Genomic DNA, 26,410 nt, shown 5'->3' on the forward strand with positions numbered 1-26,410 from the left:
CATCGGGATGGACGACAACGACTTGCAGGGCCGCGCCGCTCATGTCGCAGCAATCCGCGAACGAGCGGAAGCCGAGATGAAGGCGATCGGCATCGATGCGGCCTTCATCGATCGTCTCGTCGAGACCTTCTACGCCCGCGTGCTCGCCCATCCCGAACTCGGCCCCGTCTTCGACGCCAGGCTTTCCAGCCGCTGGCCGGAGCACATGGACAAGATGAAGAGCTTCTGGTCGGCCGTCGCCTTCCGCAACGGCGCCTATGGCGGCAAGCCGGTGCAGGCGCATGTCGGCGTCGCCAACATGACGCCGGATCTCTTTCCGAAATGGCTTGATCTCTTTTCCACGACGCTCGACGACATCGCCCCGAACGGCGAGGCCAAGGCCTGGTTCATGGCCACGGCCGAACGCATCGCCCGCAGCCTGACGCTTTCGCTGTTCTACAATCCGGCGATGGACGATCCGGCGCTGAAGCGCGGGTAATTGCCGCGGCCTTTACGCCCGATGCCGAAGACGGGCGTCAGGGTCAGGAACAGCGCAGCCGTGCTCGCCGGCAGGCGCTTGAGGCCGATCAGGTAGAGCCAGAAGGCAAGCGCGTACTGGACGATGCCGGAGATCAGGGCGAGCGCCAGCATGCCCGCCCCCGCGGCGGCAAGGTCCTTGCCGATCGCCTGAGGCGTGACCCAGGCGAACAGGAAGAGCAATCAGACAACACGACCTGCCCCCTTGGGTCAGAGCGAGCGGCCTGCAAACAAAATCTCCTCGGCCTCGTCGACCGACATCGCAAAGACCCGCTTGCCCAGTTCGAAGCTGAAACCGCCCCGGGCAAAGGCGGAGAGCTCCTTGGCCGTACGCTTCTCGTCGAGCGCCGCCTTGCGGAACGGCCCGAAGGCGCGCTTTCGCGCCAAGACGACGGCCGCATAGAGATCGTCGGCTTCCGCCACCGCCGCAGCGACGGCGTCCCGCGCGACGCCCTTTTCCGACAGCTTCTGGGCGATCGCCCGCTTCGACTTGCCGCCGCGCATGGCCGAGCGGGTCTTGATCTCGGCATAAGCTTTGTCGTTGAGCGCGCCATTGTCATAGGCAAAGGTCACGGCCGCAGCCGCCAGCAGCTCCACCTGGTTCACGCTGATATCCTCGAACTTCTCCCGCGCCTTGCGCGAGATGGCGTCGAAGAGCTGCTTTTCCGTCAGCATCTGCCGCGCCAGCCGATAGGCCGCTGAATTGCGCGCCCAGGCATACATGCGCGGCGTCGGTTGATCGGATTGCGCTTGATCGTCGATGAGGTCCAAGCCTGCCCTGCCCTCGAATTGAACCATTGATGGCACCAGTCGATCCGCGTGATCGGATCGACGTCGCCCAAAGATGCGAAATGACCTGACTCTCCACGACAAGGCAATTGCGCACCCGAGCCCACGACGTGTTTTCCCGGCCTTGTTCCGCCGGCATGAGGGCGGCGGGCGCCCCTCAAGAGAGGCGCGCCTGAGGTAACCGCAGCAGGGCCTGCGCGGATCTTTTGATCCGCCGGCCGAGCGTTCCCGTCGTGATGCCCGAGCAAAGGCACCGGAAAGCGTGATGTCTATTCGAACTTCTCGGTGCTGTCGGCCTTGCCCTTCACCCAGTAGCCGGAGGCTTTCAGCCAGCTGAGCGGCAAGCCGCGCTCCTCGACGAGATGGGTGCGGATCGCCCGGGTGACTGCGGCTTCGGCCGCGATCCAGACGAAGGTGCCGGGCTCGAGCGCCACTTGACGCACGACGGCAAGCAGCGCTGACGGATCGTGCGCTTGATCGAGCGGGCGATAGGCCCAATGGGTGGTGAGCGCCGCCTTGGTGCGGAATTTCTGCCGCTCGTCCAGCCCGGTGACCGCGGCGACGCTGGTGATCTGATGCCCCGCCGGCGTCTCCTCGATCCGCCGCCCGATCGCCGGCAGCGCCGTCTCGTCGCCGATCAGCAGCCATCGCGTGAAATCTCCAGACACGACCGCCGAACCACGCGGCCCGCCGATCTCGAGCTTGTCCCCCACGGAGGCCGCCATTGCCCAGGCGGTCACGGGGCCCGCCTCGTGCAACGCGAAATCGAGCGCCAGAACGCGCGCGTCTGTGTCGTAGCGCCGTGGCGTATAGTCCCGGCGCTCTTCGGTGCCGTTTGCGCCGGGAACGAAGATCTTGATGTGGTCATCCGCCCCGAGGCTGACGAAGTCGGCGAGATCCTCACCGGAAAGCGTGATCCGGAGCATGCCCGGCGTCACCCGCTCGATGCCGGAAACGACGAGCGAGCGGCGCTTCAGCTCATGGCGAACACGCTCGATGCGCGGCGTCGGGAGATGGGAATAGTTGGGAGAATTGTCCATTTGCATCCTTTGGAGGGCCTCGAAAAGCTCGATCCGCAGGACACAGTCGCGCAGATCGAAGCCGCTTCTGGCCGTTCGATCATACGCGTTGAGTGACGTTAACGCTTACGTGGCCGGGGGTGGCCCGGTCATGTCACGTTCTAACTATCGGAAGGCCCCGCTTCGATCAATGCGTCATCTTGACTAAAACACGAAGGTTTTACCAGCCAAAAGAAAAACGCGCCCGCAGGAGCAAGCGCGTTTCTCAAAATGAAGAAGGTCTGACGAAGCCTTAAGCCGCCAGAGCCGCAACTTCGCCACGGATGAGGTCGCCGAGCCGGCGGATGCCCTCGTCGATCATTTGATCGTTGGCGCAGGAGAAGGAAACGCGCAGGGTGTTTTCGCCCGAGCCATCGGCAAAGAAGGCGCGACCGGGAACGAAGGCGACCTTGGCGGTCTCGATCGATTTTGCAAGCAGTGCGGCGCCGTCCATGCCCTTTGGCAGCGTCACCCAGACGAACATCCCGCCTTCCGGCTTCGTCCAGGACACGCCCTCGGGCATGTACTTTTCAAGCGCTGCGAGCATGGCGTTGCGGCGCTGCTTGTAGACCCGGTGGATCTTCGCCACCTGCTCATCGAAGCCGCGCTCGGCAACGGTGCAGATCGCCATCTGGTTGATGGTCGAGGAATGCAGATCGGCTGCCTGCTTCAAGAGCACGAGCTTGCGGATCACCTTTTCCGAGGCGCAGACCCAGCCGACGCGAAGGCCGGGAGCGAGCGTCTTCGAGAACGAGCCGCAATAGATCGTGCGGGTATTGTTGATGTCGCCCTTCTTGGCGATTTCGAGCGCCAGGATCGGCGGCACCGGCTCGCCGTCATAGCGCAGCGACTGGTAGGCCGCGTCTTCGATGACGGCAATGTCGAGCTCTTCGGCAAGCGTCAGCACGCGCTCGCGGCCGGCCCGGTCGACGGTCTCGCCGGTCGGGTTGGCGAAGTCGGCCGAGAGATAGGCAAACTTGACGCGGCCGCCCGCCTCGCCCGCCGCCTGACGGTAGGCTTCCGGCGTGCGGTTGCCGTTGGGGTTCAGCTGGTCGTAGGTCGGCTCATAGGCGTTGAAGGCCTGCAACGCGCCGAGATAGGTCGGCCAGGTGACAAGTGCGGTATCGTTCGGCGACAGGAACAGCTTGCCGAGATAGTCGAGGCCCTGCTGCGAACCGGACGTGATGAAGATGTTGTCGGCGCCGGCGGGAATGCCGAGATCGGCCATCTGCTTGGCAAGCCATTCGCGCAGCGGCTTGTAGCCTTCGCTGACCGAATACTGCAGTGCGGCACTCACGGCCGGGCCGGAAAAGATCTCCGCATAGGCGTCCTTGAATTCCGCATCCGGAAACAGCGCGGGATCGGGAATGCCGCCGGCAAACGAGATGATGTCGGGGCGATCGAGCAGCTTCAACAGTTCGCGGATTTCCGAAGCGCGCATCCGGTTCGAGCGCGTCGCGAAGATATGTTCCCAATCCAGCATGGGGTGTTTCCTCAGAGATTATAAGCGGAAAGCGGTTCTCCGCTTCCTCCCGCGTCATTCTAGAGCGCCGTGCGTTCGCATGAACGCACAAAGCACGCTCTGGTTTTTTGTTTAGAGCATCTTTCCGCTTCGGGCGATCCCCCTGGAAGGAAGGATGCTCTGGACGGTGAAGCGACAGGACCATGACGACCAATTTATGTCAATATTATTGACCTAATTCCGTGCGCTTTTCGGGCTTTTGGGGCTCCGCGCACGCAACGTCCAGGACCTGACGTTACGTCAACTTGAGCCGAATGCCACGCGCCATGAGGTAAAGCAAGCCATCCGCTCAACCGCTACGCTCGCGCCGCTTGGCCCCAATCGCACAGACGCCCGTCGTCCGCTTGTCCTTGCGCCGGCAGCGGCACCCGGCGCCTGATAACCCAAAGTGGCAAATTGCCGGAGAAGGAGGCGAAGCGTAAAATTTCTCCCCTCAATTCGACCGGAGGGACTAGGCCATGAGCAGACTGTTTATCCTGTCGGCTGGCGCCGCCCTGGCGCTGGCACAAGCGGCGTCGGCGGCACCCGCAGCGCCGGAGACGCACCCCCTCAAGATCGCCAAGGAGTGCAGCCAGTTCACCGGCGACACCCCGAGCTTCTGCACCATTACGGAATCGAACCTCGAAGCGATCCCGGCTGGCAGCAAAATCCTCTACTATGGACCGGTGGTCGCCAATCCCCTCTTCTCCAGCAGCACCGCCGTCATCGCTGTCGGAAACGGCGACTCGGCGCTCGGATACTGCGTCGTCTACGATACGGCCAAGCCGCCGCTCGGCACCTGTGCGTTCCACGCCGGCAGCGGCACGCTCGCGGGCTTCCAGGCGATCGTGAAGGTCACGGTTGACGACAAGCAGATCTGGCACTGGGACGGAGACTACGTGCTCGGCACGACCCAGGCGGCCAAGTGAGACGGTAGGCATTGCCGGCTCCAGACCCGGCCAATCGACACGACGCGGCAGATGACCTAGGCCCTCTGCCATCAAGCAACGTCTTTCAAGTGCTGTCCCCGCCCAGCGGGGACAGCACCGCCTCACGTTTTGACCGCCGGCGCGCTGGCGTTGCCTGCAAACAGGAGCCGGAAGCCAAGCCCCAGCATGACGGCGCCGGTAAAACGCTGCTGCCAGACGAGCAGCCGCGGAAAACGATAAAGCGCCTGCCCGACCGTTCCCGAGGCAAGCGCTACCGAACCGAGCGAAAGGATGCCGGCAAGCTTCTGCACGGTGCCGAGCACGGCAAGCTGCAGCCAAACGGGGCCGGCGGTCGGGTCCACGAACTGCGGCAGGAAGGCGAACATGAAGAGCAGCGACTTCGGGTTCGTCAGGCTGTTGATCGTTCCCTCGCGGACCGCGCGCCAGTCGGACACCTCGGTCGCCGCCAGCCGCTTGCTTTCAGCCGCATCGCCGAAACTCGACCAGACCATGCGCGCGCCGAGATAGAGCATGTAGGCGGCCCCCACCCACTGCAGAAAAATGAGACCGGCGGGATAGGCCTTCAGCAGCGAGGCGACGCCGAGGACCAGCAGGCCTACCTGCACGACGCCGGCGACGAAGATCATGCCGACCACCGTCAGCAGCGCCACCCGGCGCCCCTGCCCGATCCCGCGGGCGAGCACCAGCATCATGTCCGGACCGGGCGTGATCTCCAGAACGAAGAGTGCAGCAACGAAGGTCAGGAAAATGGGAAGATCGACCATTGAAGGTTCCGGCTGAGGACAACTGCCACATGCTTATCCGGAAGCGTCAGGCCTGTCGATCAGCCCGCTTTACCCGCAGCATGCCGATATTTTTTGCTCCGCCTGCCGCCATCTTCGTCTAGTCTGCTCTCGGGCTTCGAACGGAGAAAAACGATCCATGACGAAACGCTGACGGAACGGATTTTCGCAGCCCAAGGCAATCGCCCTTCCCACGCCGGCGCCAACGCCCAGAAAGCATCGATGACAAAACCCGACGACGACACCCTCGCCTTCTATCGCGACAACGCCGCCACCTATGCGGCGCGCGAACGCAAGCCGCCGGCAACCCGTCTCGCGGCCTTCATGGCCCGTCTCGCCCCCGGCGCCTCGGTGCTCGATCTCGGCTGCGGCGGCGGGCATGACAGCCTTGTTCTGCTGGACCATGGCTTCGACGTCAGCGCCTGCGACGGTTCGGCGGAACTGGCGCGGGAAGCCGAAGTGCGCATCGGCCGCAAGGTCGAGGTCATCACGTTTCAGGAGATCGTTTGGGAAGGACGGTTCGACGGCATCTGGGCCGAGGCCTCGCTTCTGCATGTGCCGCGCACGGAGCTTGCCGACGTGCTCACACGCATTCGCCGGACGCTGAAGCCGGGCGGTCTTCTGCAGGCGAGTTTCAAGGCCGGCGAGACGGAAGGCCACGACCGCTTCGGCCGCTACTTCAACTACCCCTCAGCCGACTGGCTGCGCGCCTGCTTCGAAGACGCCGGCTGGCCCGAGCCTGACATCAGCGAGGCCGATGGAAGCGGCTATGACGGCGAACCGACCCGCTGGCTGCATGTCTCGGCAAGGCGCACGGCTTGAACCGGTTCAGCGCTACGACCGTAAAGCCATGCAGATCGAAGTGCACGACGCCACGTGTTGTCGCGGTTCAGCGACGGCAAGCTTGAAGCGCCCGCGCGCCATTGCGGAACCCCTCCGGGTCGTCCACGGACCCCGTTTTGCTTCCCCGCGCCCTCAGGCCTCGCGGCTGAAGTAACTCAGGATCAGAAGCGTGCAGATTGCCGCAACGATCAAGGCGTCGAAAAGCGCAAAGTGCTCGAAGAACGAGAGCATGGCATGTCCTCCTTCCAACTAAACCTATGAGAGCATAGATTTTCCAAACTTGGAAGAAGTTCTGGAAAATATACTGACCAAACAACGCAATTCTCCAAAATACTATCTGCACTGCAGCATTATTTATTTGCACTGCACAAAGCTTAATTCCATGAAAATTATCGGTGACAGTGCCGCGATAGCTCAACGATACAGCCGTCGATAGGCGGTCAACGACGCGCCATTTCGCCCCTTTGCCACCACGACAATGTTAATTGACGGCGCTACCGGACGGTGCAGATATTAGAAATATCGAATAAAAGATCCGCCGTCCGGTCGGGTCGCATTTCCAGGGGGTGCGCATGTCTGAACTGCAAGCGAACAACGCCCGTGCAAACGCATGCGGCGGCAAGACGGCTGGGGCGGATCCGGAAGCCGGCCTGACCCGGCGCGACATTCTCATGAGCAGTGCGGCGATCGCCGTTGCCGCCGGGCTGCCGGCGAGCCTTGCGGCTCTTGCCCCGAATGCGGCGCAAGCAGCCGGCGCGACGGCGCCGAACATCGTCTACATCATCGCCGACGATCTCGGTTGGGGCGATGTCGGCTTCCGCGGCTCGGACATCAGCACACCCAATCTCGACAGGCTGGCGGCGACCGGCGTAACCTTCGACCAGTTCTACACCCAGCCGATGTGCACGCCGACGCGCGCAGCCTTCCTCACCGGCCGCTACCCGCTGCGCTATGGCCTGCAGACGGGCGTGATCCCCTCGTCCGGCTCCTACGGGCTGGCGCTCGACGAATACCTGCTTTCCCAGGTCATGAAGGATGCCGGCTACAGAACCGCGCTGGTCGGCAAGTGGCATCTCGGCCATGCCAAGCCGGAATATTGGCCCAAGCAGCGCGGCTTCGACACCTTCTGTAGCGCGCTGGTCGGCGAGATCGACCACTTCAAGCACGCCTCCCATGGGGTGAAGGACTGGTACCGTGGCAACAGGCCGCTCGAGGAGACCGGCTTCGACAACACGCTGATCGGCGACGAGGCAGCCCGGGTGGTCGAAAGCCACGATCCCGCAAGCCCGCTCTTCCTCTACCTCGCCTTCACGGCGCCGCACACGCCCTTCCAGGCGCCCGATGACTATCTCGAGCGCTACAAGCACATCGCCGACAAGAACCGCCGTGCCTATGCGGCGATGATCTCCGTGCTCGACGACGGCATCGGCAAGCTGCTGGCGTCGCTTGAAAAACGCGGCATGCGCGACAACACGATGATCGTCTTTCACAGCGACAATGGCGGTGTGACGAGTTCGCTCTTTGCCGGCGACAGCAAGGTGAGCGGCGGGCTGCCGGCCGACAACGGCCCCTATCGCGACGGCAAGGGCACACTCTACGAGGGCGGCACCCGCGTGGTCGCGCTTGCCAACTGGCCGAAGAAGATCAAGCCCGGCAAGGTCGCAGGCATGGTCCATGTGGTCGACATGTATCCGACGCTGGCAGCGATCGTCGGCGCGACGCTCGACAAGAACCAGCCGCTCGACGGCATCAACCTCTGGCCCTCTTTGAGCGAGGGCAAGCCGACGCCGCGCACCGAGGTTGTCTACAACGTCGACCCCATGGGCGGCGCCGTGCGCCGGGACAACTGGAAGCTCGTCTGGAAGGCGACGCTGCCGCAAAAGGTCGAACTCTTCGATCTTGGCGCCGACCCGTCCGAGGCACACGATGTTTCGGCCGATTACGCCGACCGCGTGCGCGACTTCCAGGACTGGATCACCAGCCTTGCGGTCGAGATGGACCAGCCGCTGCTGCTGATGGACGCGGCGCGCCTGACCTTCTACGCAGCGCCCGTCGTTGCCGATCCTTCGACGCTGTTCAATATTGGTGATTGACGGCCGGCAGCATGGCCGCGGCCGGGTTGTCTGCTAGACCGGCGTGACCGACTTCACGCTGCCGGCGGTGTCGACGATGCAGGTGAACTTGCGGCCGGCGGCGTCGAGGTCGACGCTGTAGGAGGCGGCATCGAGCGCCCGCGAACTGGTCGGCAAGACCTTGGCGCTGTCGACCTGGGCAGCACCGGCGGCCGCATGGGCACACAGGAGCTGCAGATCAGCCGGCGCCGTCTGCAGGCTGGTGCGCGCCATATCCTCGGGCTTGGGCGCGGACTGGCAACCGCTGATCGCGGCCGTGGCCGCCAGCGCCAGAACAAGGCCTTTCATACGCAATATCCCCTCGCTCACCACGTATCCTCCCCTTCGCATCTTCTGTCCCTGTTTCTTCGCGCGATCGACCACCCGTGTCCCCGGCGGCCGATCGGTTCTTTCCTGGCGCCCGCAAGGTGCCTGCGCCGACGCGCCGCTCTCAAGCGACCCGTCTTGCCTATACTGCCTCAAACGCCCTTGTAGAGCGCTGCCCCCTGCATCAGCACGATCACCTTGGCGCCGATCTCGATGCGCGAATGCAGGTCGATGACGTCGTCATTGTTCATGCGGATGCAGCCGGAGGAAACGTCGAGCCCAATCGTCCAGGGCTCCACCGTGCCGTGGATGCGGTAGATCGTGTCCTGGTCGCCCTCGTAGAGATAGAGCGCGCGGGCGCCGAGCGGATTGTCCGGCCCGCCGGGCATGCCGGCCGCCCATTTCGCCGCATTCGGGTCGCGCGCCACCATCTCGGCCGGCGGCGTCCAGGTCGGCCATTCGGCCGTACGCCCGACGCGCACGATGCCGGCCCAGCCGAAGCCCTCCCGCCCGACGCCGATGCCGTAGCGGATCGCCTGGCCGCCGGGTTGCACCAGGTAGAGGAAGTGCTGGTTGCCGTCGATGATGATCGTGCCCGGCTGTTCCGCCGTTCGGAAGGTCACCACCTGGCGGCGGAACGCCTCTGGCAGCTGATTGTTGCGGGCGAAATACTGCCGCGCTTTCTTCTTGTCGTAGTTCACCCATTTCTTGGTGCGGGCATCGTAGATCTGGGTCTGCGCCCAGGCGGCGAGCGGCCCGAGCGTAAGGGCGGCGGCAAGCACCGCGACACCGAGCCTGCGCCGCGTCCACAGGGGCCGGTCCGTGCCGGCAAGGCGATTGTCGTCAGAACGTCCGCTCATGGCTTGGCCCACCCGTCGATGCGCGCCGCGTTGTCCTCGGCCCATTTCTTCGCGTAATCGGCCGGCGCCTGCCGCTCGACCTCCAGCGCGTAGCTCATCTTCGTCACTTCCTCCGGCGAGAAATCCACCTTCTCCAGGAACTTCGCGACATCGGGGTGTTTCTTGCCGAAGGCAGTGGCATAGGCAATCTGGAAATGTGCCGCTTCCCAGGCGGTCGAGGCGCTGGATTTCGACACCCAGAGCGGGTCGCTCGGCGGCAGGATCTTCCACTTGGCGGCATCGTGCGGCGGCTCTTCGAGCCGTGCGATCGGGTGCAGCTCGAACACGTGATGCGGCGCGTAGCAGTAGAACACCATCGGCCTCTCGGTCGCGACGGCCGCATCGACGGCAGCCATCGCCACCTCCTCTTCCGCCTCGAACAGCGTCAGCGTCTTGTCGTAGCCGTAGCCGGCCGCCCGCGCCCGCTCGATGCCGGTCGAAAGCCAGGTGGCGGCGCCGATCCACATCTCGCCCTTGCCGTCGCCGTCGGTGTCGAGGACCTTGGTCTTTTCGGGGTCGCTGAGATCGGCGGCGGACTTGATCGTCTTGGCCGCTTCCGGCGTGGCGCAAAGGCCCTGCCAGGCCGGCACGCTGCGTTCGGTCAGCTGTCCGACCCCCTTTTCGGTCACGTATTTGCGCACGACGTCTTCGAAGTTCGGTCGCCAGACCTCAGGCTGAATGTCGACCGTGCCCGCCTCGAAACCGACGAAGGCATTGAGCGTACCGAGTTCCTTGACCTCGGCATCGAGCCCGAATTTCTTGGCGATGCCCACTTTCAGGATATTGGCCGTCGCCTGGCCCGACGGCCAGTTCGGCATGGCGATCACCAGATCGGCGGCAGTGGCAGGCAGCGCCACGGATGCGGCCAGCATGGCAGCCAGCACCGCTGGCAGAAACCTCGACTTTTCCTTCACAATCCCCTCCGGCCTCGAGCAATCGATGCGAATGACGTCGTGAATGCGTATGTCGTGCTCAAGCGACGCCAAAGCGCGTCGCAACTCTGCAGGTTTCCCTTGATCGCGAGACCCTGCAGCTCTTCAGAATGCCATGGCGACCTGGCGAGACGCACGGGCGCCGTTGGCGAATGCGAAGCTTATCAATGCCTTGGGCCTTTGGCCCTGCTCTTCCCGTGCCGTATCCGGCATCTTCGTTCGTTGGCCGGCAGAATGCATAGAACCGTGGGCTTCGTCAACGTATCAGCGATACCACACGTTGCACGGACACGTCTGCCGATCGTCTATCACGCGCCAATGCCACGGGAGACCTCGGAGACGGTGCGGTCACAATTTCGTTGCTGCGGTAAGGCTCTCCAACGCACGAAGGTTGCCTTGGAGGGGATGAGGCGGGCCGCACCCCCGGCCCGCCCGCCCGCGGAACGGCAGGGCATGATCGCCCCGCACGTCCCGCTTTGTTCCCTCAGGCGGCCCGCGCGTCGGCCGCGCGGCGACGGTCACCCATGCCGCCCGTTGCCGCTGCCGTGCCCGCCTCGCGCCGCTCGGCACGGCGGTTGAGCTGGAAGCGGTTGACCAGTTCCGTCAGCCGCTGCGCGCCTTCGGCCAGCCGGACGCTGACGTCGGCGGTGCGCTCCACCATGCCCGCATTCTTCTGCGTCATGACGTCGATGTCGTTGACCGCAGCATTGATTTCGCCGAGGCCCGCCGTCTGCTCGGTCGCAGCCGTCGCGATCGCCGCGATCCGCGTGTCGATCGCCGCGACGAAGTCCTCGATTTCCTTCAGCGCGCTGCCGGTATCGCCGACGAGGCGCACGCCTTCGGCGACTTCGGCGACCGAATTCTGGATCAGCGCCTTGATCTCCTTGGCGGCCTTGGCCGAGCGCTGGGCGAGCTCGCGCACCTCCGAGGCAACGACCGCAAAGCCCTTGCCGGCATCGCCGGCGCGCGCCGCCTCGACCCCGGCGTTGAGCGCCAAAAGGTTGGTCTGGAAAGCGATCTCGTCGATCACGCCGATGATCTGGCTGATCTCCTCGGAGGCCGCCTTGATGCGTTGCATCGCCGTCACCGCATCGCGCACGACGCCGGAAGAGCTGTGCGCCGATTGCCGCGCATTTTGCACCAGTGCGCGGGTCTGCTGGGTGTTCTCGGTTGAGGTGCGCACCGTCGCCGTCGCCTGTTCCAGCGCCGCCGAGGTCTGCTCCAGGGCTGCCGCCTGCTGGCGCGTGCGGTCGGCAAGATGCTCGGCGGCATCCTTCATCTCGTGGCTGTTGCTGTTGAGGTCGCGGGTCTGGCTGAGCACGGCCGACAGCGTTTCCTGGAACATGCCGATCGAGGTGTTGAAGTCGCGCCGTAGGATTTCGAGCTCACCGACGAAGGGCTCGTCCAGCGTCATGCGGATGTTGCACTCGGCTAGGCGGCCGAGCCCGGCGCCGATCTCCTGGACCGCAAGCACGCGGTCGGAAACGTCGACGGCGAATTTCACCACCTTCGACACGCGACCGGCATCGTCGAGGATCGGATTGTAGGACGCCTGGATGAAGACCGTCTTGCCACCCTTGCCGATACGCTTGAACTGGTCGGTGACGAAGCGCCCGGCCGCAAGGTCGCGCCAGAAGCCGGCATAGGCGGGCGAATGGACATCGTCCGGCTCGCAGAACATGGAATGGTGCCGGCCGACGATCTCGGGAAGCGCGTAGCCCATCGCCGAAAGGAAGTTTTCGTTGGCGGTGATGATCTCGCCCGAAGGCGTGAATTCGATGATCGCCTGGGCCCGCGACAGGGCGTCGATCTTGCCCTGATCGTCGGTGCTCTTTGCCTTCGACGCGGTGATGTCCGTCGCGAACTTCACCACCTTGTAGGGCTTGCGGCCGCGAAACACCGGATTATAGGAAGCCTCGATCCAGATCTCCCGCCCGCCCTTACCGATGCGCCGGTACTGCTGGCTGTCATATTCGCCGCGGGCAAGGCGTGCCCAAAAGTCGGCATAGGCAGCGGACGCCGCCTCCTCCGGCTGCACGAACATGCGGTGATGCCGGCCGACAATCTCGTGGAGATCGTAACCCATCGCGCGGCAGAAATTCCCGTTGGCGGTCAGGATCGTGCCGGAAAGATCGAATTCGATGATCGCCTGCGACCGGTTGATCGCATCGAGCATGGCTTTGGCATCGGACGAAAAAAGAAACGGCAGGCCAGTCATGAGGGCGGGACCTATAGCTAACAAATCGAAAAGGGATACATGCGAATTGTAGCTATTCGTATGATAAATTTCTTAAGCGATTCTTTTCGCGCCCCCTAGAATTGCCCTGCTTTTGCTCTCATGCGGCCTCGGTCCCGATCGTGCGCCGCGCTCTCAAATCGTGCAAAGCGAAATGGCCGGCAAGCAGCCAGATCAAAACTTCGAGCGCAAAGGTCCAGTGCAAGAGGAAGTTCAGGTACCAGGGTTTGTAGACCGCCTGCACATGCACAAGGTTCACCCTGAGATCCACAAAAGGAAAGAACCAGCGGATATCAGCCGCGACAGAATCCATCACCAGATGCAGGAGCACGCTCGAAAGCCCGACACCGACAAGGACGAGCTGTTTGCGCCGCCCGGTGGCGATGAGAACAAGCGCAACCGTCGCCGCCAGCACCAGCCAGAAGATCGGCGTGTGCACCCAGTAGTCGTGATGCGGCGTGCGGCGCTGGTCGATCAGGTAGAAATAGGCGAGATCGAAATCCGGCAGGACGGAACAGACAAGCCCGACACCGAAGATGGCGCGGGCCTGCGACGGGTTGCGGCGCGCAAACGGGCGGCACAGCAGATACCCGGCCGGCAGATGTGCAATGAACAAGCAGGTTTCCTCCCGAAGCGCGGCGAAACCCGCGCCCAACAGGCGCAGTCTTGACGCGAACGCCGAGGATTTGCAACCGAACTTGTCGCTTTGATGGCTTCCACCCACAGGCATCGCTGCCAGCGGACGTTACCAGTTGCCCGGATCTGCCGTGTGGTCGACGCTCGCGAATTCGTCCGCCTTGTCGCGCTCGAGCGTCAGCCTGGTAATGTTCTTCGCCTCGTCGGTGACGGCGTAGGAAAGCGGCGCCGGCTCGCGGGTCAGATACTGGTACATCAAAAGGGCCGCCTCCTCGGCGCTATCGGCCTCGAATTCCTTGGCGACGCTGACGAAGAACCTTTGCATGGCCTGCCCCCTGCCCGTTTGACTGCGCTGAACGCCTGGATATGACATCTGGATATGACATGGAGCGCTCGCGCCGGGCGTCAATGCGTCGCCCGCCTGTCGGCCGTATTCCAGGCGGCAGGCCGGACGTTCGGCGTCCCTCAAAAACTTCCGGCGAGAGCGGCGGCAGCCAGCAGCACGCCGGTCAGGATATTCGTCAGAAACAGTCGATAGCTGATTTCGGGGCGATCGAGGTCGAAGCGCCGGGCCTGCCACGCGAGATGGGCCGCGATCACCACCATGCCGATGGCATACAGGCTCGACATGCCGAGCATCCAGCCGCCGACAGACCAGGCGGCCAGCGTCAGGCCGTAGAACAGGGCGATGCAGGCCTTGCCGCGGGAGCCGAACAGGATCGCCGTCGACTTGAGACCGAGACGCGTGTCGTCTCGCACATCGACATAGGCGTAGGCCGTATCATAGCCGATCTGCCACGCAACGGCGCCGGCCCACATCAGCACAGCGCCCGCCGGAACATGTCCGGCAACCTGCGACCAGGCCATCAGCATGCCCCAGTTGAAGGCAGCGCCCAAGACCGCTTGCGGCCAATGGGTGAACCTCTTGCAGAAGGGGTAGAGGAACACGAGCGGCACGACGCACACCGCAAGCACACGGGTCGCGGGGCTCAAGAATACAAGGAGCGAAGCGGCGAGCGCAAGTTGCGCAATCAGGAAGACAACGGCCCGGGACATACCGATCTCACCATTTGCAAGCGGACGAAACCGCGTGCGCTCGACATGCCCGTCGAAATTGCGGTCGGCCATGTCATTGATGGTGGAGCCGGCACTGCGCATCAGAAATGCGCCGAGCGTGAAAACCAGAATATCCCGGATCTCGGGAAGGCCATGCGCCGCCTGGAAAAGCGCCGCCCAACAGGGAAAGAGCGTCAGCCAGATACCGACCGGCCTGTCGAGCCGCGCAAGACGGGTATAGGGCCGCACCGCCCGCGGCAACCGGCGATCCACCCAGTCGCCGCGGTGAATGTCTGTCAGGTCGGGGCGGCTTGCTGCGGTCATGGGGCGGGTCATCCAGTCAGCGTGCGGCGCGCTCCGGCGGCGGTCGCAAACAGCGGCACTATAGGCGCGGGCGTGCTCAGATAAAGGAGGGATTCTGTCGCAGAGGAAGCAGGCTTCCGGCGCGGGGTTCGCCGCTCCGGCAACCATGGGTCGTGGGAATGGAAGCTAAACGGCCTATCCGCCGCCCCCCCCAGAGGCGGGGAAAAGGAAACGCGGAAGGCACGCCAACGTCCCTTCTCCCCGCATGCGGGGAGAAGGCGCCGGCAGGCGGGTGAGGGTCAGCTCCCTCACCGCAAGATGAGGGGCAGCCCCCTCGTCGCGGAATGCGGATAAACCCTCACCCCCAGCAACGAAGGACGAACCCGTAACGCGGGCGCTTCCGCGCCCTGGCGAAATGTCAGCCCCGCCTCAGCCCTTCGGCTGCGGCACGATGCGGATATAGGGCTTCGGCGCGCGCCAGCCCTCCGGATAGACCTTGCGGGCATCCTCATCCGTGACGGAGCCGGCGATGATCACGTCGTCGCCCTGCTGCCAGTTCACCGGCGTTGCCACCTTGTGCTTGGCCGTCAGTTGCAGCGAGTCGATGACGCGCAGCACCTCGTCGAAGTTGCGGCCTGTCGTCATCGGATAGATGAGAATCAGCTTGATCTTCTTGTCCGGGCCGACGACGAAGACGTTGCGCACCGTCTGGTTGTCAGCGGGCGTGCGCTTGGTCGGATCGCCGGAAACCGGCGCCGGCAGCATGCCGTAGAGCTTCGAGACGGTGTAGTCGACATCGGCGATCATCGGGAAGTTCGGCGCATGGCCCTGTGTCTCCTCGATATCGGCGGCCCAGCCGGCATGGCGGTCGAGCGGATCGACCGAAAGGCCGATGATCTTGACGCCGCGCCGGTCGAATTCCGGCTTGATGCGCGCCATGTAGCCGAGCTCGGTGGTGCAGACGGGCGTAAAGTCCTTCGGGTGCGAAAACAGCACCGCCCAGGAGTCGCCGATCCAGTCGTGAAACCGGATCGTGCCGTCGGTTGTCCCGACCTCGAAGTCCGGTGCGAGGTCATTGATTGCAAGCGTCACGATACCCTCCAGTTGTGTATGCACCGCGCCCATCCGGAGCGGTGGCAGCGCTTAGATTTTTGGCAACGCGGCGTCCGAAAAGGCGCTCAAAAAGCCCGCTGTATTCCTCTGGCTTTTTCCAACACGTGTTTTCCGACGGAAATCGGCCGGAGAGAAATCCTTTAGAAAAACAAAATATTACAGTGGCCTCCGCCCTGTCATTCAGACGCTTGGCGCCGTCGCGCGAGGCTCAGTGTGCCACTTTTGCCGGTTAAGGCAACTGGAAAGACGGGCGTCGCCAACGGCCCGGTCGAGCCCCGGGAAAATGCCCGCAACGGGGGCCTGGCCGCTGCCCGCCGGAAGCGTCCCTTGCAACCTTCGTCAGGCGAGCAACTTCGCCGCCCAGGCCGAAACATCATCGCCGCTGCTCACGTCCGGCCGCACGATCCCGTCGATCATGAAGGTCGGGGAGACGTGGATGCCGTTCTGGCGGGCGTACCGGCAATGCCATTTGATCTCCCGATCGAGATCGGGGATCGCAAAGGCCGCCTTCAGTTGCACGCCGCTATAACCTTCCAGTCGCTCGATGATCGTGTTGGGGGTCACGTCCATGTTGGGCCCACCGGCGTGGTGGGTGAACTCGAACTCCTCCCGATGCGCAGCGACGGCCGCGATGACGGTCTTTGCGGTCTCCTTGCCGCCCGCCAGCGTCGAGGCCGCAAGAATACAGCGAACGACGACGCCGGAATACATGTGCCAGGGCTGCGACTGCAGCCGGATCTTGATGGTGATCCTGTCCGCGCCGGCGCGGGCGAGAAGGGCATCGAGCTTGCCGAATGCCTTGGCCGAGTAAGGATCCGTCGGTTCCAGAAAGACCTCGAAGAGGTGCGGACCGGTGCCCCAGGTAAGTGGATCGGCGTGCCAAGGTGCGTCTGTCATGTGATGTCCCCTTCTTCAAGCCGCCTGATCTGTTCGATGAACGTCGAGAGCCATGCGCCCGGTCTGCAAGGCTTCGACGAAATGGCGGGCACCAGGACGGCGGTCCGGTTAAAGTTCACGTCGCCTGCAGCAGCGCGCCGTAGGTCGCCAGATCGGCATTGCCGCCGCTCAGGACGATGCCGACGCGCTTGCCGGCGCAGGCAAGCACCCCCTCGAGCACGGCGGCCGCCGCAAGGCAGCCGGTCGGCTCGACCACGATCTTCATGCGCTCGCCGAAGAAACGCATGGTTTCGACCAGCTGTGCGTCGCTCACCGTGACGATGTCGGCGACCGCGCGCTGGATGATCGGAAAATTGTGGGCGCCGATGCTGGGGGTGAGCGCGCCGTCGGCGATCGACTTCGGGATGGCGATTTCGACGATCCGGCCCTGGCGCAGCGACTGCTGGCCGTCATTGCCGGCCTCGGGCTCGACGCCGACGATGGTCGCGCCGGGCGAGCGCTCCCTGGCGGCGAGCGCGGTGCCGCCAAGCAGCCCGCCGCCGCCGAGCGGCGTGACGATCAGGTCGAGCTCACCCACCTCCTCGATCAGCTCAAGAATTGCCGTCCCCTGGCCCGCGATCACGTCCGCATGGTCGAAGGGAGGGATCAGCACGGCGCCGCGCTCGGCCGCCAACCGGGCGCTGATTGCCGAGCGGTCTTCCTTGTAGCGGTCGTAGAACACGACGTCGGCGCCATAGCCGCGCGTTGCCGCCACCTTCATGTCGGGCGCATCGGCGGGCATGACGATCGTCGCTGCGACGCCCTGCAGGCGCGCGGCATAGGCGATCGCCTGGGCATGATTGCCGGAGGAAAAGGCGACCACGCCCTGCCTCGATCCCTTTTCCCTGAGCGCGGCGATGGCGTTATAGGCGCCGCGGAACTTGAAGGCGCCGCCGCGCTGGAAGTTTTCCGCCTTGAAGAACAGCCGGGCGCCGGTGGCGGCATCGGCCGTGCGCGAGGTCAGGACCGGCGTTCGGTGCGCGATCCCGGCGATCCGGTTTCGGGCCATCTGCACGTCGTCGAATGTCGGAATGCGCAATGCCTCGTCCGCCGCTGAAACTGCCATCGAGTCTCTCCCCTGAGCCTGCTTTCCGGAGGCTAGTAAAGACCGCCATGCAAGGCAAGGACGTCAGCCGTGTCCCCCATTTTTGGACGCCTGCCCATCTTGGGGCGGGACCGTGCGGTAATGGTCGACGGCGAAGCTGAAGAGCACCTTGAGCATGAAGAGGCCTGAGACCGCCATCATCGCCGGCGTCAGACCGGGCAGAAGCGGCAGGCCGGCAAGGCCAATCGCTGTGAGCAGCCCGCCGACGAAGGTCTGCGCCTCCCGCCCCGCCAGCCGGTTGACGAGCGCGGCCGCTGCGATCGTATAGGCCCAGACGACAACCGCGGCCGCGATCCCGCTGCCAAGAAGCAGCGCGACTAGGACGATGTGGAAATGGATGGCGATGAAGATCCAGCGGTTGCACGGCCGGGCTGCGTAGAAATCATTGGTCGACGGCGTGAAATTGGCGACGCAGCCCGCGGCGATGTCGAGCACGAGAACAAGCGCCAGCGCCGTCCGCCACCAGGCAAGATCGGCAAGCATCGACCCCGCAGGCAGCGCGAAGACGACGGCAACGCCGGCTCCGAACAGGAGTATGGCGGCGAGATAGGCGAGTGGTTGCTCTTCACCGAAAACGTCGTGCAGGTGGGGATGGATGCGAAGAGATCTCATGGAGGTCGCCTGGGCAAACGCGGAATGGCCGCCACTATGAAGGGACGTTGGCCGGGCGCAAGCGGCTAACCGTAACGTGCCGCCGGGATGCCCAGCCGCGCACGGGCTCCGCTCCGCCCGCTCCCGACCTAAGACGGCTTCGCCTCCGCCTTCTCGTCGCCCCAGGACCGCAACACCTGCGCAAGTGCTGCCACGCCCTTGCCGATCTCGGCCGCCTCGAGGCTCGCATAGCCCATGACGATGCCGGCCCGGTCCGGCCGATGGCCGGCATCACCTGCCGCATAGAGCGGCGAAACCGGATAGAGGCCGACGCCAGCCGCCCGCGCTCGCGCGATCAGCGCGTCTTCCTGCGCCTTTTCCAACTGCTCGAACCAGACGACCACATGCAGGCCGGCATCGGCGCCGGATATGGTCACCGCGTCGCCGAGCTCCGCCTTGAGCGCCGTCAACAGGGCCTCCCGCCGGCGGCCATTGTTGCGCCGGCTGCGGCGGATGTGGCGCTCATAGGCGCCGCTTGCAATCATCGCCGCCAGTGCTTCCTGCTCGAGGCTCGGCGAATGGCGGTCGATCAGTTGTTTGGCGGCGGCAAAGGCCGGGACAAGCGGCGGCGGCACGACGAGATAGCCGAGCCGGAGCATCGGCGAGAGGCTCTTGGAAATCGTGCCGAGATAAAGCACGTTTTCCGCCTGCCCCATGGTCTGGAGCGGCGGGATCGGCCGGATGTCGTATCGATATTCGCCGTCGTAATCATCTTCGAGCACATAGGCCCCGGTTCGCCTGGACCAGGCCAGAAGCTCCTGCCGCCGCCGGGCCGAAAGCACGCTGCCGAGCGGGAACTGATGCGAGGGCGTGACATAGGCGAGCCTGGCATCCTCCAATTGTTCGAGGATGTCGGTCCTCAGCCCTTCCGCGTCGACCGCGAGGGGAACCACCGCGGCGCCGGCGGCGGCAAAGACCCGGCGCGCCATCACATAGCCCGGATCCTCCATCGCCACCCGGTCGCCAGCATCGACGAGCACGCGCGCCGCAAGGTCCAGCCCCTGCTGCGAGCCGTTGACGACGACGATCTGATCCGGATCGCAACTGAGCCCCCGCGCGCGCCAGAGATAGGCCTGCAGGGCCATGCGCAGGGCAGACGAACCGGCGGGGTGATCATAGGCAAGCCGCGACCTTCGCCGGCGGAGCGCCGCGTTGACCGACTGCCGCCACGCCTCCTCCGGAAAATCCGCGGCCGACAGGTCGCCGTAACGAAAGTCGGCAATCAGCCGAGCAGAAACCGGCGGCGTCCAGATCGGCCCGTCGCAAAGGGCAGCCCCCAGGCGTGACAGGCGAACCGCCGCCGCACCCTTGTCCCGATGCTTCTGGCTCGCTGGACGCCCGGGCGCGGCCACCGAGCCGGGACCCTGCCGGGCCGCAAGCAACGCGACCCGCGAGCGCGCGCCCTGCCGGCTTTCCAGATACCCCTCGGACAGAAGCTGCTCATAGGCGGCCGTCACCGTCGTGCGCGAAACGCCAAGCTCGGCGGCGAGCGCCCGCGTCGACGGCAGCAGCGCCTCGGCGCCATAGGTGCCGTCAAGGACCTGTGCCTTCAGCGCCTCATAGATCCGCCGGGCGGTCCCGACCGTCGACTCTTCTTTCATCGTCACAAACTGGCCCACGCATTTATACGGAAACTGGATATTCTTGGCCGTCCAGTTTGCCTCTATGACGGGACGAGCACAAGGAGCGAGATCATGTACACACCGCCTGCCTTCAAGGAAGAAACGCTGAGCGTGTTGCACGACATCATCGAGGCGGCTTCGCTTTCGACCCTCGTCACCGCCACGGCCGATGGTCTGCTTGCGACCCCGCTGCCGCTGCTGCTTGATCGCAACGAGGGGCCGAACGGCACGCTCTACGGCCACGTCGCCCGCGCCAACCCGCAAGGAACGACACCGGTCATCGGCGCGGCTATGGCGACCTTCATGGGGCCGGACGCCTATGTCACGCCCTCCTGGTATGCCTCCAAGCGCGAACACGGCAAGGTCGTGCCGACCTGGAACTATGTCGCCGTGCACGCCTATGGCGCGGCCGAATTCTTCACCGACGAGGACCGGCTGCTCGACATCGTCACGCGGCTGACCAACCGGCATGAGGCCGGACGAGCCGAGCCCTGGCAGGTCAGCGACGCGCCCGCCGCCTTCGTCAAGGCGCAGCTTCGCGGCATCATCGGCCTCAGGCTGCCGATCGAGCGTCTCGACGGCAAGCGCAAGATGAGCCAGAACCGCAGTGCCGAGGACCGCACCGGCGTCGCGGCAGGGCTTGCCGCCAGCGCCCGCCGCGAGGATCGCCTCGTCGCTGAGGAAATACCGGTCTGACCACGGACGAACGGACCGCCGGCGGCTGACCCGCCGGCCCGAGCACTTGTGATTTTCCTTCAACTTTCCCGCGCAAGCCCTTACAACGACTCCCGCAAGAGCCCACGCAGCAGCAGACGAGGTATAACCGCATGCCATCGCTCGACATTCTCCTCACCTTCTTCGTCACCACGGCGATCTTCGCCTATATCCCGGGCCCGGCCATGCTCTACGCCGCCGCCCAAACCGTGGCGCGCGGCCGCTCTGCCGGAATGATGGCCTCGCTCGGCATTCATCTCGGCTGTTACGTGCACGTCATTGCGGCGGCTGCCGGCCTTTCGATCCTGTTTCATGCGGTGCCGACGCTGTATCTGGCAGTGAAGCTTGCCGGGGCCGCCTATCTCGTCTGGCTCGGCTTCACGCTGATGCGCACCAAGGCGACGGGCGACGGCAGCCTGCCCCTGACCGAGGCGAAATCGGCGCGCCGCGCCTTCTTCGAGAGCATCACTGTCGAAGTACTGAACCCGAAGACCGCGATCTTTTTCGTCGCCTTCCTTCCGCAGTTCACCGATGCGTCTGCCGCCTTCCCGATCTGGGTGCAGTTCCTGCTGCTCGGCGCCCTCGCCAACCTGATGTTCTCCTCGGCCGATATCGTCTGCGTGTTCCTCGCCGGCGCCGTCGTCTCACGGATGCGCCGCTCCGGCAGGGCGCAGCGCCTGATGCAGCGCGCCGGCGGCACAGTGCTGATCGGGCTTGGCGCCCACCTCGCCTGGCAGCGGACCTGATGCCCGACCGATGAGCCGGCGCAGCGCCAGCCGATTGGCGCTGGCCGACTGGTGCTGCGACGGGTGGCTCGCCATGCCCCGGTTGCACCGGCGCAAGTTGCCGCTATCATGCCCTTGAGGGCCATCGAGGGATACGCGCATGGGAGAAGGCGGCCAGGGATTTCGCACCACCGGCGCGGATGTGCTTGTCGATACGCTGCTTGCAAACGGCGTCGACGTCTGTTTCGCCAATCCCGGCACCTCGGAAATGCACTTCGTCGCGGCACTCGACCGCAAGCCGGAGCTGCGCTGCATCCTCGGCCTCAGCGAAGGCCTCGTGACCGGCGCCGCCGATGGCTATGCGCGCATGGCCGGGCGCCCGGCAGCGACCCTTCTGCACACCGGCCCTGGCCTTTCCAACGGCCTTGCCAACCTGCACAACGCCCGCCGCGCCCGGGCGGCTGTCGTCAACATCGTTGGCGACCACGCCTCCCATCACCTCCCGCTCGACGCACCGCTGACGACCGACATAGAGAGCTTGGCCGCGCCGATGTCGAACTGGGTCCGGCGCGTGAAGGATCCGGCTGACGTCGGCCCCACCGTTGCCGCCGCCGTTCAGGCCGCGCTGACGCCGCCGGGTGTCGCCACCATGATCCTGCCCGCCGACGCCGCCTGGGGAACGCTTGCCCTTGCCACCGCGCCACAAAAGGCGCCCATCGAAGCGCCGCGGCCGGCCAGCGCCGAGACGGTGGGCGAAGTGGCCCGCCTGATACGTTCGAATCCTCAAGGGGTCGCCATGGTCGTCAGCGGCGCTGCGGCGCAGGCCGATGGCCTTGCCGTTGCCGGGCGGATCGCGGCTGCGTGCGGCATCCAGCTTTTCAACGAGGTTCTGGTCGCCCACACCCAGCGCGGCCGCGGACGGGTCGCGCCGGCGCGCATCCCCTACCCGATCGACATGGCGCTCGCCACGCTCAAGGACGTCCGCGTTCTCATCCTTGTCGGCGCGCCCGAGCCGGTCGCCTTCTTCGCCTATCCCGGCATGCCGGGCCGGCTGGTGCCGGAGGGCTGCACGGTCGCAACCCTTGCCCGCCATGGCGAAGACCTGAAGGCGACGCTGGAGGCGCTTGGCGACGAACTCGGCGTCAGCCCGACCGGGCCGCTGCCGACGGCAGGCACCCCCACCGACACCGGCGAGCCCTCGGGCCCGCTCACCGAAGACGCGATCGCCGTCATCGTCGCGCACAAGGTGCCGGAGGACGCAATCGTCTGCGACGAAGGGGTCACATCGGCGCGGCGCTTCTTTGCCCTGTCCGCCTTCTCCGCGCCGCATGACCTCATCATGCAGACCGGCGGCGCGATCGGCGACGGTATCCCGCTTGCGACCGGCGCGGCCATCGCCTGCCCCGATCGGAAAGTGATCTGCCTGCAGGCCGACGGCAGCGCCATGTACAACATTCAAGGCTTGTGGACCCAGGCGCGCGAAAACCTCGACATCGTCACCGTCATCTTCTCCAACCGCACCTATGCCATCCTGCATGCCGAGATGCGCAATGTCGGCGTCGGGGAGATCGGCACCAATGCGCGGCAGATGCTGAACCTCGACAACCCCGCGCTCGACTGGGTGTCGCTTGCCCGCGGCCTTGGCGTCGAAGCCGCCGTTGCCACCTCATGCGAGGCCTTCGCCGCGCTCTTTTCCGCAGCGCTGTCGCGGCGCGGACCGTTTCTGATCGAGGCGCGCCTGGCGTGAGTTTCGGCGCCGTTTTCGCAGTCCTTGGGACGGCGATTGGCGAGCAGCCGCGGTACCCCGGATCGCCCGGAAAAGGACCGTCCAGCACCCGATAATCACAGGGTAAGATATTGATATAAGTAGTCTTTTTACAAAGATTCGGGCGCAAACTTGCGCCTGCGGACTTCTCGCTTATATTAGCGACGCCCTAGGTTCGCACTCATCTGCCTTGAGTCGCATTTCAGTTTTGGGCCCCCTTCAACCGGCAGCGTTCTTTGCCGGTGGACCAACGAAGGAGACACTTCATGTCCTTTAAGAAAGACCTAACCAAGGCTCCAGGCGCATCTCTGTCCCGCGTCAAAATCGGAGCCGCCATCAAGCGTTCGCGTGAAACCGCCGGTTATTCGGTTGACGATCTGTCGGTCACGACAGGCCTGACGGAAATTGAAATATCCAAGATCGAGCTCGGCGCCGATACCGATCCCGCCAAGCTGCAGCGCATCGCCGCCGCACTGCAGGTCTCGCCGCAGACCTTCACCTGAAAAGCGGGGGCGGTGCGCGACAGATACGCGTACCGCCGCCTGACCTCCCCTGCCACCGCTGTCCGGCGTGTTTCCTTTACCCCGTAGCCGATTAAAGGACAAAAGCATGCAGGATTTCAGAGTTCTGCAGCGACCTTCGCCCGTCTGACAAGACGCCCGGCGCTGTCGGGCGCGATGCGGAAGGCCAAGCCAGACTTCTCCCGACAGCAATCACGCAAATGCACCGCCTCCAAAGCGGTCGCGCTGTCGGCTGACCCATGCGCCATATTCAGTCTCCATCGGCAGGGACCGAGCGTTCAATAGAAAGAAAAATAGCGGCACGAAAACCCGCATTTTCAGGCCTTTGACAAGGCTTATACAAGGACGGGAAAATAGATAATTTAATATTTTCATTGAGTTTCAAAAAGTATCGTCTATATATCAACTCATCGAATATTGCTTGTGACCTTTGACACAGCGCTTATGCGCGGCCAGATCTCCTCTCAAATATCGATCACCGCCAGAGAAATATTTTCTGGCAAACTCCACGATTGAAAGGAAATCGTCATGGCTTCGGGCACTGTAAAGTGGTTCAACAGCACCAAGGGCTTCGGCTTTATTCAACCGGATGACGGCAGCACCGACGTGTTTGTCCATATCTCCGCAGTAGAACGCGCTGGTCTGCGCTCGCTCGCCGACGGTCAGAAGGTGACCTTCGACGTCGTCGCCGACCGCAAGTCGGGCAAGAGCTCGGCCGACAATCTGCGCGCCGAATAATTTGTCATTCGCCCTTCTCTGACCACGGATGTACTGGCAGGAAAGGCTTGAATGACGGGAAGAGGTCGGGGAACAACCCGGCCTTTTTGCATCTTTGGCCCCTTCACTTCCGATATGGAGCTCGTCATGAGCCGCACGGCCTGCGAGATCGGCGACAGGGTCAAACTGAGGGCATCCGCCACACAGTCGGCCTTGATCAGCCCCTTCGGCGTCATCGTCGGCCTTTTGCCCACGGAAGATCGCGGCGAGCCCCGCTTTCGCGTACGGGTCGACGGTGAGACATTTGAACGCTCGGTCCTTGCGACCGACATCGAACACGCCGAGACCGCCACACCGGACCCCGCTCAGGCGGAAGCTACCGGCCCCTGGCTCAAGAAACTGAGCGCCAAGCGCGGCAGATAGGCGCATGCGCCTCGCCCGCGCTGCAATCGACAACAGGAGAACATGTTTTGCAGGTACTCGTTAGAGACAACAACATCGACCAGGCTTTGCGCATTCTGAAGAAGAAGATGCAGCGCGAAGGGCTTTTCCGCGAGTTCAAGGCCCGCAGCAGCTATGAAAAGCCGTCGGAAAAGCGCGTGCGGGAAAAGGCGGAAGCCGTCCGACGCCAGCGCAAGCTGGCGCGCAAGAAGCTGCAGCGCGAAGGCCTGCTGCCCAGCCCCAAGAAGGCGGCGCGCACGCGCTGACCCCTCTGGGTCGGCAGCACCCGCCCGTTTCAGGAGACAGGTCATGACGCCCAACGCTAACGCAGCATTCAAGCCGGCCAAGACCTCCGCGAGCGACAAGGCGGCCGCAACCGATCATACGGCGAGAGCCATCGTTGCGGCTGAAAAGATCGCCCGCGACAAGAAGACCGAAAAGCTCAAGGCGCAACGCCTTGAGCGCGCCGCCGCCGAACCGGCCGCGGAGGTGTCCGCAAGCAAGCCGACCCGGAAATCGCGCCGGTCCTGACTGACACAGAAACCACACCCTCCTGGCCGCCGGCAACGGGCGTCACCCTGAGGTCACCCCAGCACGGTCCACCCGAGACGGAAAGACGCTCCGGGGGTAGAATTCCTGGAAGAGCGCCTTGCGCGCTCGCACGCATGCGCCACGCAAACGACAGTTCCCATCAACAGGAGGGGCCTATGTCATCCGCAGAGCAGCATCCACTGATTCCCTCGGACCTTGCCATGCTCGACGGCGTGCTGCGGCGCGCGGGCTTTCACCAACATGTCGACCTTGATGACCAGGAAAGCCTCCGTCTTGCCGCCGTCTTTCTGATCGGCAGGTTCCAGGCGGGCGTTATCACCGCCGATGCCCTGCTTTGCGAGCTTCAGGGCCGGAGCGGGCAGCGCACTCCGCGTCAGATTGAAACCGCAAATCTCGAACAGTGGGAGAACGATGGCGGCGCGCCGCAGAGGCGCAGCGCCGTTACCCGCTACACCGGCGCCCGACGCCTCCCCTGGCCGGAGGCCGTGCCGCCCCGGGACCTTGCCTCGTTTGCTCGCAAAGGCCCCAAATCGGGATGAGGCTTGTGTGCTGGAACGCAAAAGGGTGCCGCCAAGGGGATCTTCCTTGTGCCGGACACTTTTGAGGCGC

30 protein-coding genes are annotated in these 26,410 nt (G+C 64.4%); 13 read left to right on the forward strand and 17 right to left on the reverse strand.

Features of this window, described 5'->3' with window-relative positions; genetic code table 11:
- The first annotated feature begins 7 nt into the window (after positions 1-7).
- On the forward strand, positions 8-478 hold the full coding sequence (locus AC3WVQ_RS10485; protein ID WP_090294195.1) for a group III truncated hemoglobin: 471 nt from the start codon (positions 8-10) through the stop codon (positions 476-478).
- Here the strand turns inward: AC3WVQ_RS10485 and AC3WVQ_RS10490 are convergent.
- The 4 genes from AC3WVQ_RS10490 to AC3WVQ_RS10505 all read right to left on the reverse strand — a co-directional run bounded on the left by AC3WVQ_RS10490 (position 436) and on the right by AC3WVQ_RS10505 (position 3,846).
- Entirely contained in the window at positions 436-699 is a 264-nt protein-coding gene (locus AC3WVQ_RS10490; protein ID WP_060583206.1) for an EamA family transporter, read from the reverse strand. The two genes, AC3WVQ_RS10485 and AC3WVQ_RS10490, sit on opposite strands and share 43 nt — an antisense overlap.
- 27 nt (positions 700-726) lie before the next feature.
- Positions 727-1,314, reverse strand: a complete 588-nt coding sequence (gene recX, locus AC3WVQ_RS10495; RefSeq protein WP_060516044.1) for a recombination regulator RecX — start codon at positions 1,312-1,314, stop codon at positions 727-729.
- A 260-nt stretch (positions 1,315-1,574) separates the two neighbouring features.
- A complete protein-coding gene (locus AC3WVQ_RS10500; RefSeq protein ID WP_034792990.1) occupies positions 1,575-2,345 on the reverse strand; it encodes a siderophore-interacting protein in 771 nt (256 codons plus the stop codon).
- 271 nt (positions 2,346-2,616) lie between these two features.
- Positions 2,617-3,846, reverse strand: a complete 1,230-nt coding sequence (locus tag AC3WVQ_RS10505; protein ID WP_034792987.1) for an aminotransferase-like domain-containing protein — start codon at positions 3,844-3,846, stop codon at positions 2,617-2,619.
- A 497-nt stretch (positions 3,847-4,343) separates the two neighbouring features.
- On the opposite strand from AC3WVQ_RS10505, the gene AC3WVQ_RS10510 reads away from it, so the two are divergent.
- Entirely contained in the window at positions 4,344-4,793 is a 450-nt protein-coding gene (locus tag AC3WVQ_RS10510) for a hypothetical protein (protein ID WP_060516042.1), read from the forward strand.
- A gap of 122 nt (positions 4,794-4,915) precedes the next feature.
- Here the strand turns inward: AC3WVQ_RS10510 and AC3WVQ_RS10515 are convergent, their stop codons facing one another.
- Positions 4,916-5,578, reverse strand: a complete 663-nt coding sequence (locus tag AC3WVQ_RS10515) for a LysE family translocator (RefSeq protein ID WP_090294197.1) — start codon at positions 5,576-5,578, stop codon at positions 4,916-4,918.
- A 240-nt stretch (positions 5,579-5,818) separates the two neighbouring features.
- Here AC3WVQ_RS10515 and AC3WVQ_RS10520 point away from each other — a divergent pair, with 240 nt between their 5' ends.
- Together AC3WVQ_RS10520 and AC3WVQ_RS10525 are read left to right on the forward strand one after the other, a co-directional pair.
- Complete coding sequence (locus AC3WVQ_RS10520) at positions 5,819-6,418, forward strand: class I SAM-dependent methyltransferase (protein WP_090294452.1); 600 nt, start codon at positions 5,819-5,821, stop codon at positions 6,416-6,418.
- A gap of 593 nt (positions 6,419-7,011) precedes the next feature.
- The gene (locus tag AC3WVQ_RS10525; RefSeq protein ID WP_492382716.1) at positions 7,012-8,532 is read left to right on the forward strand and encodes an arylsulfatase B; all 1,521 of its coding nucleotides are present in this window, start codon (positions 7,012-7,014) and stop codon (positions 8,530-8,532) included.
- 33 nt (positions 8,533-8,565) lie between these two features.
- Here the strand turns inward: AC3WVQ_RS10525 and AC3WVQ_RS10530 are convergent, their stop codons facing one another.
- From AC3WVQ_RS10530 to pdxR, 12 genes are all read right to left on the reverse strand, one after another.
- Entirely contained in the window at positions 8,566-8,859 is a 294-nt protein-coding gene (locus tag AC3WVQ_RS10530; protein ID WP_226020593.1) for a hypothetical protein, read from the reverse strand.
- Positions 8,860-9,029: 170 nt separating this feature from the next.
- Positions 9,030-9,737 (reverse strand): L,D-transpeptidase, encoded by a 708-nt coding sequence (locus tag AC3WVQ_RS10535; RefSeq protein ID WP_051659263.1) that lies wholly within the window; start codon positions 9,735-9,737, stop codon positions 9,030-9,032.
- On the reverse strand, positions 9,734-10,648 hold the full coding sequence (locus AC3WVQ_RS10540; RefSeq protein WP_110818713.1) for an ABC transporter substrate-binding protein: 915 nt from the start codon (positions 10,646-10,648) through the stop codon (positions 9,734-9,736). Before AC3WVQ_RS10540 ends, AC3WVQ_RS10535 begins: the two co-directional genes overlap by 4 nt.
- A 544-nt stretch (positions 10,649-11,192) precedes the next feature.
- Positions 11,193-12,926 carry a methyl-accepting chemotaxis protein gene (locus AC3WVQ_RS10545; protein ID WP_192370976.1) on the reverse strand — a complete coding sequence of 578 codons (1,734 nt, stop codon included), beginning with the start codon at positions 12,924-12,926 and terminating at the stop codon, positions 11,193-11,195.
- 118 nt (positions 12,927-13,044) lie between these two features.
- Positions 13,045-13,560 (reverse strand): metal-dependent hydrolase, encoded by a 516-nt coding sequence (locus tag AC3WVQ_RS10550; RefSeq protein ID WP_060582795.1) that lies wholly within the window; start codon positions 13,558-13,560, stop codon positions 13,045-13,047.
- 129 nt (positions 13,561-13,689) lie between these two features.
- A complete protein-coding gene (locus AC3WVQ_RS10555; RefSeq protein WP_034792977.1) occupies positions 13,690-13,905 on the reverse strand; it encodes a hypothetical protein in 216 nt (71 codons plus the stop codon).
- 140 nt (positions 13,906-14,045) lie between these two features.
- A complete protein-coding gene (gene ubiA / locus AC3WVQ_RS10560; RefSeq protein WP_090294206.1) occupies positions 14,046-14,960 on the reverse strand; it encodes a 4-hydroxybenzoate octaprenyltransferase in 915 nt (304 codons plus the stop codon).
- Between the two features lie 408 nt (positions 14,961-15,368).
- Positions 15,369-16,031 (reverse strand): peroxiredoxin, encoded by a 663-nt coding sequence (locus tag AC3WVQ_RS10565; protein ID WP_034793680.1) that lies wholly within the window; start codon positions 16,029-16,031, stop codon positions 15,369-15,371.
- A gap of 360 nt (positions 16,032-16,391) precedes the next feature.
- On the reverse strand, positions 16,392-16,949 hold the full coding sequence (locus AC3WVQ_RS10570) for a DsbA family protein (RefSeq protein ID WP_034792975.1): 558 nt from the start codon (positions 16,947-16,949) through the stop codon (positions 16,392-16,394).
- Between the two features lie 115 nt (positions 16,950-17,064).
- A complete protein-coding gene (locus tag AC3WVQ_RS10575; protein ID WP_090294208.1) occupies positions 17,065-18,054 on the reverse strand; it encodes a threo-3-hydroxy-L-aspartate ammonia-lyase in 990 nt (329 codons plus the stop codon).
- A 63-nt stretch (positions 18,055-18,117) separates the two neighbouring features.
- Positions 18,118-18,705, reverse strand: a complete 588-nt coding sequence (locus AC3WVQ_RS10580; protein ID WP_110818659.1) for a hypothetical protein — start codon at positions 18,703-18,705, stop codon at positions 18,118-18,120.
- 128 nt (positions 18,706-18,833) lie between these two features.
- Positions 18,834-20,345 (reverse strand): MocR-like pyridoxine biosynthesis transcription factor PdxR, encoded by a 1,512-nt coding sequence (pdxR, locus tag AC3WVQ_RS10585; RefSeq protein WP_090294455.1) that lies wholly within the window; start codon positions 20,343-20,345, stop codon positions 18,834-18,836.
- Between the two features lie 93 nt (positions 20,346-20,438).
- Between pdxR and AC3WVQ_RS10590 the strand changes: the two genes are divergently transcribed.
- The 9 genes from AC3WVQ_RS10590 to AC3WVQ_RS10630 all read left to right on the forward strand — a co-directional run bounded on the left by AC3WVQ_RS10590 (position 20,439) and on the right by AC3WVQ_RS10630 (position 26,340).
- Positions 20,439-21,062, forward strand: coding sequence for an FMN-binding negative transcriptional regulator (locus AC3WVQ_RS10590; RefSeq protein WP_089043521.1), 624 nt, complete (start codon positions 20,439-20,441; stop codon positions 21,060-21,062).
- A 131-nt stretch (positions 21,063-21,193) separates the two neighbouring features.
- Positions 21,194-21,826 (forward strand): LysE family translocator, encoded by a 633-nt coding sequence (locus tag AC3WVQ_RS10595; protein ID WP_060516033.1) that lies wholly within the window; start codon positions 21,194-21,196, stop codon positions 21,824-21,826.
- Between the two features lie 139 nt (positions 21,827-21,965).
- A complete protein-coding gene (locus AC3WVQ_RS10600) occupies positions 21,966-23,552 on the forward strand; it encodes an acetolactate synthase large subunit (RefSeq protein ID WP_090294211.1) in 1,587 nt (528 codons plus the stop codon).
- Between the two features lie 284 nt (positions 23,553-23,836).
- Positions 23,837-24,073: a helix-turn-helix domain-containing protein gene (locus AC3WVQ_RS10605; protein WP_034792964.1), complete on the forward strand. Its 237-nt coding sequence runs from the start codon at positions 23,837-23,839 to the stop codon at positions 24,071-24,073.
- Positions 24,074-24,619: 546 nt separating this feature from the next.
- Positions 24,620-24,829, forward strand: coding sequence for a cold-shock protein (locus tag AC3WVQ_RS10610; RefSeq protein ID WP_034792962.1), 210 nt, complete (start codon positions 24,620-24,622; stop codon positions 24,827-24,829).
- A 126-nt stretch (positions 24,830-24,955) separates the two neighbouring features.
- Positions 24,956-25,231, forward strand: coding sequence for a hypothetical protein (locus tag AC3WVQ_RS10615; RefSeq protein WP_060605329.1), 276 nt, complete (start codon positions 24,956-24,958; stop codon positions 25,229-25,231).
- 47 nt (positions 25,232-25,278) lie between these two features.
- Positions 25,279-25,515, forward strand: coding sequence for a 30S ribosomal protein S21 (gene rpsU / locus AC3WVQ_RS10620; RefSeq protein ID WP_034792958.1), 237 nt, complete (start codon positions 25,279-25,281; stop codon positions 25,513-25,515).
- Between the two features lie 43 nt (positions 25,516-25,558).
- Complete coding sequence (locus AC3WVQ_RS10625; RefSeq protein ID WP_060516031.1) at positions 25,559-25,780, forward strand: hypothetical protein; 222 nt, start codon at positions 25,559-25,561, stop codon at positions 25,778-25,780.
- Between the two features lie 176 nt (positions 25,781-25,956).
- Positions 25,957-26,340, forward strand: a complete 384-nt coding sequence (locus AC3WVQ_RS10630) for a hypothetical protein (RefSeq protein ID WP_089043519.1) — start codon at positions 25,957-25,959, stop codon at positions 26,338-26,340.
- The last annotated feature ends 70 nt before the right edge of the window (positions 26,341-26,410 follow it).

This window comes from Ensifer sp. EB106-05-01-XG146 (genome assembly GCF_058791875.1).

Coding starts and splice junctions, on each gene's coding strand:
- AC3WVQ_RS10485 (WP_090294195.1), top strand. CDS start 8: ATGGACGACAACGACTTGCAGGGCCGCGCCGCTCATGTCGCAGCAATC.
- recX (WP_060516044.1), bottom strand. CDS start 1,314: ATGGTTCAATTCGAGGGCAGGGCAGGCTTGGACCTCATCGACGATCAA.
- AC3WVQ_RS10500 (WP_034792990.1), bottom strand. CDS start 2,345: ATGGACAATTCTCCCAACTATTCCCATCTCCCGACGCCGCGCATCGAG.
- AC3WVQ_RS10505 (WP_034792987.1), bottom strand. CDS start 3,846: ATGCTGGATTGGGAACATATCTTCGCGACGCGCTCGAACCGGATGCGC.
- AC3WVQ_RS10510 (WP_060516042.1), top strand. CDS start 4,344: ATGAGCAGACTGTTTATCCTGTCGGCTGGCGCCGCCCTGGCGCTGGCA.
- AC3WVQ_RS10515 (WP_090294197.1), bottom strand. CDS start 5,578: ATGGTCGATCTTCCCATTTTCCTGACCTTCGTTGCTGCACTCTTCGTT.
- AC3WVQ_RS10520 (WP_090294452.1), top strand. CDS start 5,819: ATGACAAAACCCGACGACGACACCCTCGCCTTCTATCGCGACAACGCC.
- AC3WVQ_RS10525 (WP_492382716.1), top strand. CDS start 7,012: ATGTCTGAACTGCAAGCGAACAACGCCCGTGCAAACGCATGCGGCGGC.
- AC3WVQ_RS10530 (WP_226020593.1), bottom strand. CDS start 8,859: ATGAAAGGCCTTGTTCTGGCGCTGGCGGCCACGGCCGCGATCAGCGGT.
- AC3WVQ_RS10535 (WP_051659263.1), bottom strand. CDS start 9,737: ATGAGCGGACGTTCTGACGACAATCGCCTTGCCGGCACGGACCGGCCC.
- AC3WVQ_RS10540 (WP_110818713.1), bottom strand. CDS start 10,648: ATGCTGGCCGCATCCGTGGCGCTGCCTGCCACTGCCGCCGATCTGGTG.
- AC3WVQ_RS10545 (WP_192370976.1), bottom strand. CDS start 12,926: ATGACTGGCCTGCCGTTTCTTTTTTCGTCCGATGCCAAAGCCATGCTC.
- AC3WVQ_RS10555 (WP_034792977.1), bottom strand. CDS start 13,905: ATGCAAAGGTTCTTCGTCAGCGTCGCCAAGGAATTCGAGGCCGATAGC.
- ubiA (WP_090294206.1), bottom strand. CDS start 14,960: ATGACCGCAGCAAGCCGCCCCGACCTGACAGACATTCACCGCGGCGAC.
- AC3WVQ_RS10570 (WP_034792975.1), bottom strand. CDS start 16,949: ATGACAGACGCACCTTGGCACGCCGATCCACTTACCTGGGGCACCGGT.
- AC3WVQ_RS10575 (WP_090294208.1), bottom strand. CDS start 18,054: ATGGCAGTTTCAGCGGCGGACGAGGCATTGCGCATTCCGACATTCGAC.
- AC3WVQ_RS10580 (WP_110818659.1), bottom strand. CDS start 18,705: ATGAGATCTCTTCGCATCCATCCCCACCTGCACGACGTTTTCGGTGAA.
- pdxR (WP_090294455.1), bottom strand. CDS start 20,345: ATGAAAGAAGAGTCGACGGTCGGGACCGCCCGGCGGATCTATGAGGCG.
- AC3WVQ_RS10590 (WP_089043521.1), top strand. CDS start 20,439: ATGTACACACCGCCTGCCTTCAAGGAAGAAACGCTGAGCGTGTTGCAC.
- AC3WVQ_RS10595 (WP_060516033.1), top strand. CDS start 21,194: ATGCCATCGCTCGACATTCTCCTCACCTTCTTCGTCACCACGGCGATC.
- AC3WVQ_RS10600 (WP_090294211.1), top strand. CDS start 21,966: ATGGGAGAAGGCGGCCAGGGATTTCGCACCACCGGCGCGGATGTGCTT.
- AC3WVQ_RS10605 (WP_034792964.1), top strand. CDS start 23,837: ATGTCCTTTAAGAAAGACCTAACCAAGGCTCCAGGCGCATCTCTGTCC.
- AC3WVQ_RS10610 (WP_034792962.1), top strand. CDS start 24,620: ATGGCTTCGGGCACTGTAAAGTGGTTCAACAGCACCAAGGGCTTCGGC.
- AC3WVQ_RS10615 (WP_060605329.1), top strand. CDS start 24,956: ATGAGCCGCACGGCCTGCGAGATCGGCGACAGGGTCAAACTGAGGGCA.
- AC3WVQ_RS10625 (WP_060516031.1), top strand. CDS start 25,559: ATGACGCCCAACGCTAACGCAGCATTCAAGCCGGCCAAGACCTCCGCG.
- AC3WVQ_RS10630 (WP_089043519.1), top strand. CDS start 25,957: ATGTCATCCGCAGAGCAGCATCCACTGATTCCCTCGGACCTTGCCATG.